The 11,548-nt window shown below is 71.8% G+C and carries 10 protein-coding genes; 3 read left to right on the plus strand and 7 right to left on the minus strand.

Annotated elements, in window-relative coordinates; all coding sequences use genetic code 11:
* Positions 1–16 precede the first annotated feature (16 nt).
* The gene (locus tag ACOJV7_RS14150) at positions 17–1,120 is read left to right on the plus strand and encodes an LOG family protein (RefSeq protein ID WP_420190867.1); all 1,104 of its coding nucleotides are present in this window, start codon (positions 17–19) and stop codon (positions 1,118–1,120) included.
* Here the strand turns inward: ACOJV7_RS14150 and ACOJV7_RS14155 are convergent.
* The 5 genes from ACOJV7_RS14155 to pyrH all read right to left on the minus strand — a co-directional run bounded on the left by ACOJV7_RS14155 (position 1,107) and on the right by pyrH (position 6,300).
* A complete protein-coding gene (locus ACOJV7_RS14155; protein ID WP_420190868.1) occupies positions 1,107–2,306 on the minus strand; it encodes a monooxygenase in 1,200 nt (399 codons plus the stop codon). The two genes, ACOJV7_RS14150 and ACOJV7_RS14155, sit on opposite strands and share 14 nt — an antisense overlap.
* A gap of 339 nt (positions 2,307–2,645) precedes the next feature.
* Complete coding sequence (gene rlmN, locus ACOJV7_RS14160) at positions 2,646–3,860, minus strand: 23S rRNA (adenine(2503)-C(2))-methyltransferase RlmN (protein WP_420190869.1); 1,215 nt, start codon at positions 3,858–3,860, stop codon at positions 2,646–2,648.
* Positions 3,861–3,945: 85 nt separating this feature from the next.
* Entirely contained in the window at positions 3,946–4,875 is a 930-nt protein-coding gene (locus tag ACOJV7_RS14165) for a phosphatidate cytidylyltransferase (protein ID WP_420190870.1), read from the minus strand.
* Between the two features lie 21 nt (positions 4,876–4,896).
* Positions 4,897–5,454 (minus strand): ribosome recycling factor, encoded by a 558-nt coding sequence (frr, locus tag ACOJV7_RS14170; protein ID WP_420190871.1) that lies wholly within the window; start codon positions 5,452–5,454, stop codon positions 4,897–4,899.
* Between the two features lie 93 nt (positions 5,455–5,547).
* Entirely contained in the window at positions 5,548–6,300 is a 753-nt protein-coding gene (pyrH, locus tag ACOJV7_RS14175) for a UMP kinase (protein WP_420190872.1), read from the minus strand.
* 97 nt (positions 6,301–6,397) lie between these two features.
* Here pyrH and ACOJV7_RS14180 point away from each other — a divergent pair, with 97 nt between their 5' ends.
* Positions 6,398–8,806 (plus strand): hypothetical protein, encoded by a 2,409-nt coding sequence (locus tag ACOJV7_RS14180; RefSeq protein ID WP_420190873.1) that lies wholly within the window; start codon positions 6,398–6,400, stop codon positions 8,804–8,806.
* 48 nt (positions 8,807–8,854) lie between these two features.
* Entirely contained in the window at positions 8,855–9,478 is a 624-nt protein-coding gene (locus ACOJV7_RS14185) for an antibiotic biosynthesis monooxygenase (RefSeq protein WP_420190874.1), read from the plus strand.
* Between the two features lie 156 nt (positions 9,479–9,634).
* Here the strand turns inward: ACOJV7_RS14185 and tsf are convergent, their stop codons facing one another.
* Both tsf and rpsB read right to left on the minus strand, forming a co-directional pair.
* Positions 9,635–10,465 carry a translation elongation factor Ts gene (gene tsf, locus ACOJV7_RS14190; protein ID WP_420190875.1) on the minus strand — a complete coding sequence of 277 codons (831 nt, stop codon included), beginning with the start codon at positions 10,463–10,465 and terminating at the stop codon, positions 9,635–9,637.
* A 51-nt stretch (positions 10,466–10,516) separates the two neighbouring features.
* Entirely contained in the window at positions 10,517–11,437 is a 921-nt protein-coding gene (rpsB, locus tag ACOJV7_RS14195; RefSeq protein WP_420190876.1) for a 30S ribosomal protein S2, read from the minus strand.
* Between the last annotated feature and the right edge of the window lie 111 nt (positions 11,438–11,548).

Genomic DNA, 11,548 nt, shown 5'->3' on the forward strand with positions numbered 1-11,548 from the left:
GGGCAGGATGATCGGCATGGACGAGATCGAGACCCTCGGCGACCTGGACGCGGCCCTGTCGAGCGGCGCACCGCTCGCGGGTCTCCGGATCCAGGACCTCGACCTCACCGGTCACGAGGACCAGCTGCTCGCGCGCACCGACCTCGAGGCCCTCGTCGTCCTCGGTGGCCGGCTCTCCCCCGCGCTCGACGCCCACCTGCGACTGCATGGCGCCCTCGTCTTCCCGACCGACCCGCACGCGCCGGTCAACCCCTACCGCGCGACGCTCTACCAGCCGCACGAGCTCTATGACGGCCTCGCCGAGCGCGGCTACGAGCAGACCCCCGACGCGCTGGCCTACCACTGGTCGCGCGACGCCACCCTCCACCACGACGTCTTCGTCAGCCTGCTGCGCGCCATCCACGACGACTCGGTGAGCGATGCCCTCACCGAGTTCCTCGGCGGCTCCCCCGTCGTCGGCGTCATGGGTGGGCACGCGCTCTCGCGCGACGGCGATGCGTATGCCGGCGCCGCCCGTCTCGGGCACCGGCTCGCCACCGCGGGGCTCGTGGTGGCCACCGGCGGCGGACCGGGGGCGATGGAGGCCGCCAACCTCGGGGCGCTCTGCCCGAACGAGGAGGTCCTGCGCGACACGCTCGGGCGACTGGCCGGCATACCGTCGTTCCGGCCGTCCATCGACGACTGGGCCGGCATCGCGCTCCGGGTCCACGACGAGGTCCTGCGGCAGCCGGTCGCGGACAGCCGCGTGCGCTCAATCGGGATCCCCACGTGGTTCTACGGTCACGAGCCGCCCAACGTCTTCTGCAACGGGATCGCGAAGTACTTCAGCAACGCCGTCCGCGAGGACGGGCTGCTCGCGAGGTCGACCGCGGGCCTCGTCGTCCTGCACGGCGCGGCCGGCACGGTGCAGGAGATCTTCCAGTCGGTGACGCCGCTCTACTACGCCGAGGCGGAGCGCACCCTGCCGCCGCTCGTCCTCGTCGGCGTCGAGCACTGGTCGCGTGACGTCCCCGTCTGGCACGCCATCGAGGCGTTGGGCCGCGACCGAGGGCTCGGGCAGGTCGTGCACCTCGTCGACACGGTCGAGGAGGCCGCCGAGGTCGTGCTCAGCCGCGCGTGAGCAGGACGACCCCGAGGCACATCTCGTCGGTCGTGCCCTCGCCCCAGGCGACGTAGCGTTCGCGCGTGCCCTCGTAGGCCGGCAGCACGTCGCGCATCGCCTGGTCGTGGGTGCACGTCACGGTGAGCGTGTCGCCCTTTGTGATCGGCTGCGGCTTGGGCAGCGGGATCGCGTCCTGGTCGTCGAAGTTCCACACGGGGATGTCGAGGACCCGCTTCGCCTGCGGCGTGCCCTTGTTGACGTCGACGGTGATCGACTTGCCGAGCAGGTGCATGTGACCGGCGACCGCGCGGATCTGGCCGGCCTGGGTGACGGGCCGCGTGCAGGACTGGGTGGGCCCGGGCTTCAGCTCGCCGCACAGCAGGTGGAGCAGGTCGGCCGTCGCCACCTGCTCGCCGAAGCGAGCGCGGATGTCGGCGACGGCGGGCGTGCGGGCGCAGAGCTCGCCGGGCGTGCCCTTGCGGCAGGGCAGCTCGACGGGCGCCGGCAGGAGCATCGTCTGGAGCGGGGTCTTCGTGCCCGCCGCTGCCGGGGTGAGCCGGAGCCGGGCGCTGCTCTGGTCGGGTCCGTCGCCGACGAGGAGGTTGTAGTGCATCTGCATGACGAGCTGCGAGCCCTTGGCCAGCGGGATGCCGATGTCCTCGGCCATGACCCGCTCACCCCCGCCCGGCGCCCACGCGGCGACCCACTCGGCGCTGTTGATCTGCGAGGCGGCACCGCCCTTGATGCCGGTGCCCCCGAAGCAGGTCCAGCCGTCGCCCTCGTCCCGCGCGTCCTGTGCCTTGGCGGCGGCGACGTCCTGCGGCTCGACCTTGTAGAGGATGACGTGGTGCACGGCGTCGGGGTTGTCGGGCATGACCTTGACGCCACTGACGATCATGTCCTGCGCAAACTTCGGGTCGACGAGGAAGCAGCGGTAGTCGTCGGTGCCGCTGCCGAACGGGGCCTTGGGCGTGTACTTCGCCGCCATCGAGATCTCCTGGAAGGCCTCACCCTTGCGCAGGGCCACCTCCGGCTCCTCGGGCTTCGTTGGCTTCGCGCTCGCGGGCGCCTTCTCCGGGGACGACGCGGCACCGTGGCTGCTGGAGTGCGAGTCCTCGCCACGAAGGTTGTCGGGCAGGGTGCCGCCGCAGGCGGTGAGGGCGAGGGCGGCGACGATGCCGGCCGCGGCGAGACGCAGGCGCATCGCTCCAGCGTAGTCGCGCCGGCTTGGCGCTCCCGCGGAACCGGACGACACGGGCTCACGTCACAGTGACGTGATCGCCTGGACGAGACCCCGAGCCTGGCCTCGACGACGACGTCCTTCAGCTGGTCATCGAGAGCGGAGGCGCGCAGTGCCCTTTGGCGCCGGTGCAGGTCGAGGCGTGGAGCGTCCCCCGGGCGAACCTCCCGGATCCGCTGGTCTTCCACGACCAGCGAGGCGACCCGGCCTGACAGAGGTGGGCGGCCGGCATACGACAACGAGCCGGTATGCCGGGCCCGCGCGGACCGTGGGACCCGCGGTCCCCTTCGTGGTCGCGCTCTGTCAGGCGGTCGTGGCCGCCAGCTGGCCGCAGGCGCCGTCAATGTCGGAGCCGCGGGTGTCGCGGACGGTCGTCGGGATTCCGTGGGCGCGCAGCCGCTCGACGAACTGCTGCTCGACGCCGCGGCGCGAGGCGGTCCACTTCGAGCCCGGCGTGGGGTTGAGCGGGATCGGGTTGACGTGCACCCAGCCCTTGCCGCGGGCTACGAGCTTCTCCCCGAGGAGGTCGGCCCGCCACGCGTGGTCGTTGATGTCCTTGATGAGGGCGTACTCGATGCTCACGCGGCGACCGGTCGCCTCGTAGTAGCGGTGGGCCGCGTCGAGCGCCTCGTCGACCTTCCAGCGGGTGTTGATCGGGACGAGCTCGTCCCGCAGCTCGTCGTCGGGCGCGTGCAGGCTGAGAGCGAGGGTCACCGGGATGCCCTCGGCGGTGAGCCTGTCGATGCCGGGCACCAGGCCGACGGTCGACATCGTGATGCCGCGGGCGCTCATGCCGAGGCCGTCGGGGCTGGGGTCGGTGAGGCGGCGGATCGCGCCGATGGCGGACTTGTAGTTGGCCAGCGCCTCCCCCATGCCCATGAAGACGACGTTGGACACGCGCTGGGGTCCGAGCGACGAGGCCTCGACGTCGTCCTCCGCCTCGTCGCCGAGGCCGGCCTCCGCGGGGTGGGTCGCACCGATGGCCGGCAGGGCGCCGTGGCGCAGCTTGCGGTTGGCATCGACGACCTGCTCGACGATCTCGGCGGCCGACATGTTGCGGGTGAGCCCGGCCTGGCCGGTGGCACAGAAGGGGCAGTTCATGCCGCAGCCGGCCTGGCTCGAGATGCAGATCGTCACGCGCCTGGGATAGCGCATGAGCACCGACTCGACGAGTGCGCCGTCGTGCAGGCGCCACACGGACTTGAGCGTCGCGCCGTGGTCGGCCTCGAGAGTGCGGACCGGAGTGAGCAGCGGCGGCAGGAGGTCGGCGACGAGCTGGTCGCGCATGGCCTTGGGCAGGTCGGTCATCTCCTCGGGCGACTCGACGAGCCGCTCGAAGTAGTGCGTCGAGAGCTGCTTGGCGCGGAAGCCCTTGTGGCCGAGCTCCTCGACGGCGGCCTTGCGCTCGGCGGGGCTGAGGTCGGCGAGGTGGCGCGGGGGCTTGCCCCGACGCGGCGCCTGGAAGGTCAGCTGGCCGGGCGCGGGACGGCCGACGGTGGGTTCTGGGAGCGAAGTCATCGGGTCCAGTGTCCCACTGCTGAGGCGCTGGCTCCGAACCCGAGCGGGCGTGGCCGGACGGGGAGTGGCTGCGGCCGCTCGGAGGTCAGGTGACCGGGGCGGCCCAGAGCAGCAGCGCCCACACGACGGGGATGCAGACGAGGAGGGAGTCGAGCCGGTCCATGAGCCCGCCGTGGCCGGGGAGGAGGCTGCCCATGTCCTTGATCCCGAGGTCGCGCTTGATGCTCGACTCGATGAGGTCGCCGATCGTGGCAGCCGCGGCGACGACGACGCCGATGACCGCGCCCTGCCACCACACCCCGTCGAGGAGGGTCGCAAGGCCGACGGCGCCGACGACCGCGCACGTGAACGCGGAGCCGCCGAAGCCCTCCCACGACTTCTTCGGCGACAGCGACGGCGCCATCGGGTGCTTGCCGAGGAAGACCCCGAACGCGTAGCCGCCGATGTCGGAGGCGACCGTGACGAGGACGAAGTAGATGATCCGCAGGTGCCCGTCGTCGGCGGAGAGCAGCAGCGAGGCGAACCCGCCGAGGAAGCACGGGTAGAGCGAGACGAAGAGCGCGCCCGAGATGTCGCGCATCGCGCCGTCGAGCCCGTCGGCGACGCGCCAGACGAGGATGCCGACGCAGGTGAGCCCGAAGGTGAGGACGAGCGCCTCGGGCCCGCGGTAGAAGGCCGACAGCAGCATCGAGACCGCGCCGATGACGACGGGCACGAACGGCACGTCGAGCCCGGCCTGGCGGACCGCCCGCCGCATCTCCCACGCGCCGATGACGATGGCGACGACGAGGACCGGCAGGAAGAGCTCGCGCCGGAAGACGAGCGAGGCGATGACGAGCGCCGCGAGGCCGACGCCGACGCCGATCGCCGCCGGCAGGTTGCGACCGGCCTTCGTCCTGCCCTTGCCGTCGGTGCCGGCCGACGTGGCAGCGCCGGCGGACGTGTCGGTGGCGGCGGCCGCCGGCACGGGCGCGGAAGCGGCCGCGGGCTCGTCGGTCGTGGAGGAGTCGCTCATGCGCGCAACGACTGCCCGAGGTCAGACCTCGAGCAGCTCGGTCTCCTTGCTCTTGAGCACCTCGTCGACGGTGTCGACGTACTTCTTCGTCACGCCCTCGAGGTCCTTCTCGGCGCGCGAGCCCTCGTCCTCGCCGACCTCGCCGTCCTTGACGAGCTTCTCGATGGACTCCTTGGCCTGCCGCCGGATGTTGCGGATGGCGACCTTGGCGTCCTCGGCCTGGCCGCGCGCCATCTTGATGTACTCCTTGCGGCGCTCCTCGGTGAGCTGCGGGAGGATGCAGCGGATGACGTTGCCGTCGTTCGAGGGGTTGACGCCGAGGTCGGCGTCGCGCAGGGCCTTCTCGATGTTGGACATCGCGCCCTTGTCGAACGGAGAGATGAGGATCGTGCGCGCCTCGGGCGTCTGGAAGGACGCGAGCTGCTGCAGCGGGGTCGGCGCGCCGTAGTAGTCGACGACGACCTTGTTGAACATGCCCGGGTGGGCTCGGCCGGTGCGGATGCCGGCGAAGTTGTCCTTGGCCACCTCGACGGCCTTCTCCATCTTCTCCTCGGCCTCGAGCATCGTGTCGTCGATCATGGGCGCAGGTCTCCTTCGGTATGCCGTGCCGCCCGGTGGAGCGGCAGGGTCCAGTCTGTCAAACAATGGCGCGAACGCCGTGGTGGCCGGGCCTCAGGCCGTGACGAGCGTGCCGATGCGCTCGCCCTGGATGGCCCGGGTGATGTTGCCCGCGCCCTCCATGCCGAAGACCATCATCGGCAGGCCGTTCTCCATGCAGAGGCTGAAGGCGGCCGCGTCGACGACCTTGAGGCCGCGTCGGAGGGCGTCGCCGTAGGTCACGGTCTCGAGCTTGCGGGCGTCGGGGTTCGTGCGCGGGTCGGAGTCGTAGACACCGTCGACGCCGCTCTTGGACATGAGCACCATGTCGCACTGGCACTCCAGCGCCCGCTGCGCGCTCACCGTGTCGGTGGAGAAGTACGGCATACCGGCTCCGGCACCGAAGATCACGGCGCGCCCCTTCTCGAGGTGGCGGATCGCGCGACGCGGGATGTAGGGCTCGGCGACCTGGCCCATCGCGATGGCGGTCTGGACCCGGGTGTCGATGCCCTCCTTCTCGAGGAAGTCCTGGAGGGCGAGGCAGTTCATCACCGTGCCCAGCATGCCGATGTAGTCGGCGCGCGAGCGCTCCATGCCCTTCTGCTGCAGCTCGGCGCCGCGGAAGAAGTTGCCGCCGCCGACGACGATGGCGACCTGGGTCCCCTCGCGGATGGCTGCGGCGATCTGGGCGGCGATGCCCCGCACGACCTCGGGGTCGACGCCGATCCTGCCGCCGCCGAACACCTCACCGCTGAGCTTGAGCAGGACCCGTCGGGGCCGCCCTGCGGTGGTCGTCGGAGCGAGCTGCGTCTGGACGTCAGTGGTCACCGTGCCTCCTCGGCAGTGTCTGCTGGCGGTGCCCCGAATCCTCGCACATCGCCCGAAGACGCCGGTACGGCGGCGGCGCCCCCGCTAGCGTTGAGGCATGGGGCAGCAGTCAGGCCTCCATCGAACGGCTGAGCCCAGCGCCGTGCGCGAGGAGGATCGTCGCGCCCGGGCGGAGCGCGTCCAGCCGCCCTACCCGGGCCGACCGGGCGTGCCGTCCATCATGGGTCTCGCTGCGCGGGTGCTGCCCTGGGTCCTCGGCCTCGCCCTCCCGGTGTCCTACCTCCTCATCCACGAGACCCCGGCCGAGGACGTCCTCCGGTATGCCGTCTACCTCGCCCTGGGCGTCGTGCTGCCGGGAACGCTGATCGTGCGGGCGCTGCGGCCACCGGTGGACCGTCCTGCAGTCGAGGACCTCGCGCTCGGTGCCGCGACGGGCATGGTCGGGCAGCTCGTGGCACTCGTGCTCGCCGTGCTGGCCGGCCACGCCTCGTGGGCACGCTGGTGGCCGGTGCCGGTGGTCGTGGCCTCGCTGCTCGTGCCGGTACTGCGGCGGCGGTGCTGGACGAGGGACGGCTCGGGCGGGCGCGTCGACGCGGCCCCGCTCTGGTGGCACTGGGGCGTGGCGGGTGCCGTCGCCGTGGTCGGGGTCCTCGCCGCGCGGCCCTTCGTCGACTTCCCGCTCCCGCCGGCGCAGGGCGTCTACTACGTCGACCTGCCGTGGCACCTCGCCCTCGTGCACGCCATCCTGCGGTCCGTGCCACCCGAGGTGCCGCAGGTCGCGGGGCTCACCGCCGAGTACCACTGGTTCTCCGACGCCGACATGGCTGCGGCGAGCGTGGTCTCGGGGGTGCCGGAGGCGGTCGTCCTGCTCCGTCTGTGGCCGGTGGCCGTCCTCGCCGCGGGCGGTGTGCTCGTCTCCGTGCTCGCCCGCAGGCTCTCCGGCAGCTGGGCCGCGGGGGTCCTCGCGGCGTGGATCTTTTCGGCCCTGCGCGGCGTCCAGGTGCTGCCGGTGCACGTCGCCGAGTCGCCGCTCGTGCCGTTCAGCCCCAGCCACGGCTACGTCGTCGTGCTGACGCTCGCGGCGATGACGCTCGTCGTGCCGGCGCTAAGGGGTGAGCCGGTGGGCAGGGGCGGCTGGGTCGTGCTCGCCGGTCTGCTCCTCGCCGCCGGGGGCGGCAAGCCGGTGGTCCTGCCGACCGTGGCCTGCGGGGCCCTCGTCGCGGCCGTGGCCGGCCGGCTGGTCCTGCGCGACCGGGTCCGGGCCCGGGCCGCGCTGGGCCTGTTCCTCGCCTGCGCCGCGCTCCTCCCGCTCACCGCGACGACGTTCTCGGGCAGCGACAGCACGAGCCAACTGCGCCCGTTCGGGTTCATGAGCTTCCACCCGCTGTTCCGGGCCGTGACCGACACGGCGGGCGGCGCCGGCGGGACCTCCGGCGACGGGTTCGCCGGGGTGAGCGCCCGAGCCGCGCAGATCGTCGTGCTCATGCTCGTCGCACTTGCCTTCAGTCACCTGGGCACGGGCCTCGGCGTCTTCGCCTTCCTCTCCCGGTCGGTGCGACGCGACCCGGCCGCGTGGTTCGTGGGAGGGGCGCTGGTCGCCTCGCTGGGCGGCTACCTCCTGCTCATGCACCCGGCATACAGCCAGGTCTACTTCGTCCGCCTCGCGCTGGCCTACGGCGCGGCGGTGCAGGCCTGGGTGCTCGTGGGCGCCGTCCGACGCCTGCGAGGGCGACGCGTCGGCGCTGCCGTCGCGGCGGCCGGCGCCGTCGCCGGGGCTGCCCTCGCCTGGCTCACCGCGCGGCTCGTGCCACCGCTCACAGGCGCCGAGGCGCAGAGCCTGCATGCCTGGCGCTGGGCCTTCGCCGAGTCGCTGCTCGTCTTCGTGGGAGGGCTGCTCCTCATCGCGCTGGGCGTCGTCCTCCTCGGGCGCCGAGCCGGGCGGAGCCGAGGGGTCGCCGCCACGGTCGTCGTGTCCGCGCTCGTCGTCGGAGCGCCGGCCCACGCCGTGCGTCAGCGCACGGTCGTCCCGGTCGTCGACGCCCTCGAGGGCCGGACCCGGCAGGTCGTGACGACGCCACGCGGCCCCAACGACATCCCCCTGCCCGCCGGCGGCGCGGCGGCGATGGCGTGGGTCGCCACCCACACGCCGCCCGACGCCGTCGTCGCCACCAACCGGCACTGCTCGCGCGGGATCGTCGAACGCGCCTGCGCCTCGAACCTCTACTGGGTGAGCGGCCTCGGCGGTCGTCAGACCGTCCTCGAGTCGTGGGCCTACGTCCCCGTCTTCGGCGGTCCGACCCGGCCGGACCCCTACCCCGCGCGCCGTGCCGAGAACGACGCGCTCTTCACCGCGCCGACGACCGAGGGCTTCGCCGCGATGAAGCGGAAGCTCGGGCTGTCGTGGCTCGTGTCCGACAGCACCGCGACCCCGGTCTCGCCCGAGCTCACCCGCTTCGCCACTCCACGCTTCAGTGCCGGGACCGTCACGGTCTGGGAGGTGAGGTGAGCTGTCCGCCGTCGAGGACGTCCGTCGGAGGTCGGCACACTGGGGGGTGTGACCGACTCCCCCACCGCACCGCCGTCCCCGGGCGCCGGACCCGTGACCGTCGCCATCACCCGCCGGGTGCGTCCCGAGGACGAGCTCCTCATGCGGGCCTGGGCCGACGCCGGCACCCAGATGGCCAGCCACTTCCCCGGGTTCCTCGGCTCGGGGTGGGTGCGACCCTCGCCGCAGTCGACCGACTGGCACATGCTCTACCGGTTCGACTCGCGCGACTCCCTCGCCACCTGGCAGGAGTCGACCGAGCGCAACAGGTGGCTCACCGCGGGCAGCAACCTCGTCGAGGACACGCGGGTCGAGCACCGCACCGGCATCGAGGGCTGGTTCGACGAGCCCGAAGACCGCGACATCACCGACCTGTCGGCGCCGGTCGCACCGCCCGCTCCCCCGCGCTGGAAGCAGATGGTCGTCATCTGGCTCGCGTTCTTCCCGACGTCCGTGGCGCTGGGCTACCTCTTCGCGCCGGTCACCGGCGGCTGGCCGACGTGGGCCCGGGTGCTGCTGTCGACGCTCGTCGCGACGCCGCTCATGACCTACGCGATCCTGCCGAGGATGACGCGACTCTTCCAGCCGTGGCTCACCCGCGGCCTGGCCCCCACTTCCGGTGGGAAGGGCTGACTTCGGAGCACAACGGTTCCCACTGAAGTGCGACAAACCCACTTCAGGCGGGAAAAGAGTGGCGCAGACGCAGGTATGCCGCCCGCTCCGGGTCCCACGTTCTGCGTGGGCGGTGAGCGGACGGCATACCTGTGGTGCGTGGTTCAGACCAACAGGTCAGCCACCGACGCGGAAGCGGGCGAAGGAGGTGGCCTTGGCGCCGGCCTCCTCGAGGACCTTGGCGACGGTCTTCTTCGGCTCCTTGGCGAACGGCTGCTCGAGCAGGACGTTCTCCTTGAAGTAGCCGTTGACGCGACCCTCGACGATCTTCGGCAGCGCAGCCTCGGGCTTGCCCTCCTCCTTGGCCGTGGCCTCGGCGACGCGACGCTCGTTCTCGACCGTCTCGGCGTCGACCTCGTCACGGGTGAGGACGGTCGGGCTGAACGCCGCGACGTGCATCGCGACGTCGCGAGCGACCTGCTCGTCGCCACCCTCGGTCGCCACGAGGACGCCGATCTGGGCGGGGAGGTCCGGGCTGGTCTTGTGCTGGTAGGCAGCCACGACCGGGGCCTCGACACGGGCGACCCGCTTGACCTCGATCTTCTCGCCGATCGTCGCGTTGGCGTCGTCGAGGAGCTCCTTGACGGTCCTGCCGTCGGAGAGGGTGCTCGCGAGCAGCTCCTCGGCGTTGGCCGCCTTGGTCTCGACGGCCTGGGCGAAGACCTGGTCGGCGAGGGCGATGAACTTCTCGCCCTTGGCGACGAAGTCGGTCTCGCAGAGGACCTCGACGAGCGTGCCCACGCCACCCTCGGCCTTGGCGATGACCAGGCCGTTGGAGGTGGTGCGGCCCTCGCGCTTGGTCACGCCCTTCTGGCCCTTGACCCGGAGGATCTCGGTGGCCTTGGCCTGGTCGCCGTCGGCCTCGTCGAGGGCCTTCTTGACGTCGAGCATGCCGGCACCCGTGGACTCACGGAGCGCCTTGATGTCAGCGGCGGTGTAGTTCGCCATGTGGATGTGCGCTTCTTTCTGTGGAAAGACGGACAGGAAGGAGGGAGAGGCTCAGGCCTGCTCGGCCGGGGCGGCCTCGGCGTCGGCCGGGGCCTCGGCGGGGGCGTCGGCCTCGACCGGAGCGGCCTCGGTGGCGTCGGCGGCAGCGGTCGCGCCGGCCTCGGGGGCCACGGCCTCGGCGGTCTCGGCAGCAGCCTCGGCGTCGCCACCGAGCAGCTCGCGCTCCCACTCGGCCAGCGGCTCCTCGCCCGCACCCTCGGCGTCGGCGGTGGCGTTGCCACCCGAGCGCGAGATGAGGCCCTCGGCGACGGCGTCGGCGATGACCCGCGTGAGCAGCGTGACGGAGCGGATCGCGTCGTCGTTGCCGGGGATCTTGTAGTCGACCTCGTCGGGGTCGCAGTTGGTGTCGAGGATCGCGATGACCGGGAGGCCGAGCTTGCGCGCCTCGTCGACCGCGAGGTGCTCCTTCTTGGTGTCGACGATCCACACGGCGGACGGCACCTTGGACATGCCGCGGATGCCGCCGAGGGTCTTGTCGAGCTTGTCGCGCTCACGCTTGAGGAGCAGGAGCTCCTTCTTGGTGCGGCCGGAGCCGGCGACGTCGTCGAAGTCGATCTCGTCGAGCTCGACGAGGCGGGTCAGACGCTTGGAGATCGTCTGGAAGTTGGTGAGCATGCCACCGAGCCAGCGGTGGTTGACGTAGGGCATGCCGACGCGCGTCGCCTGCTCGGCGATGGGCTCCTGCGCCTGCTTCTTCGTGCCGACGAAGAGGATCGAGCCGCCGTGCGCGACGGTCTCGCGGACGAACTCGTAGGCGTTGTTGATGTAGGTCACCGACTGCTGCAGGTCGATGATGTAGATCCCGTTGCGCTCGGTCATGATGAAGCGCTTCATCTTCGGGTTCCAGCGACGGGTCTGGTGCCCGAAGTGGACGCCGCTCTCGAGGAGCTGGCGCATGGTGACGACGGCCATGCCGTGTTCTCCTTGTGCTTGTTTCAGTTGCGTCGGTGTCCCACGGGTCGTGGGCACCTGCCTGGCGTCCTGACACACCCCGCCGTATGCCGTGTGGCTCCGGACTGTGGT

The organism is Knoellia tibetensis (genome assembly GCF_048606415.1).
In the GTDB taxonomy this organism is placed as follows: Bacteria; Actinomycetota; Actinomycetes; order Actinomycetales; family Dermatophilaceae; genus Knoellia; species Knoellia tibetensis.

Excerpts from the sequence above, each read along its gene's own strand:
- rlmN (WP_420190869.1), bottom strand. The coding sequence starts at position 3,860 with ATGACTTCGCTCCCAGAACCCACCGTCGGCCGTCCCGCGCCCGGCCAG.
- ACOJV7_RS14150 (WP_420190867.1), top strand. The coding sequence starts at position 17 with ATGGACGAGATCGAGACCCTCGGCGACCTGGACGCGGCCCTGTCGAGC.
- frr (WP_420190871.1), bottom strand. The coding sequence starts at position 5,454 with ATGATCGACGACACGATGCTCGAGGCCGAGGAGAAGATGGAGAAGGCC.
- rpsB (WP_420190876.1), bottom strand. The coding sequence starts at position 11,437 with ATGGCCGTCGTCACCATGCGCCAGCTCCTCGAGAGCGGCGTCCACTTC.
- ACOJV7_RS14180 (WP_420190873.1), top strand. The coding sequence starts at position 6,398 with ATGGGGCAGCAGTCAGGCCTCCATCGAACGGCTGAGCCCAGCGCCGTG.
- tsf (WP_420190875.1), bottom strand. The coding sequence starts at position 10,465 with ATGGCGAACTACACCGCCGCTGACATCAAGGCGCTCCGTGAGTCCACG.
- ACOJV7_RS14165 (WP_420190870.1), bottom strand. The coding sequence starts at position 4,875 with ATGAGCGACTCCTCCACGACCGACGAGCCCGCGGCCGCTTCCGCGCCC.
- ACOJV7_RS14155 (WP_420190868.1), bottom strand. The coding sequence starts at position 2,306 with ATGCGCCTGCGTCTCGCCGCGGCCGGCATCGTCGCCGCCCTCGCCCTC.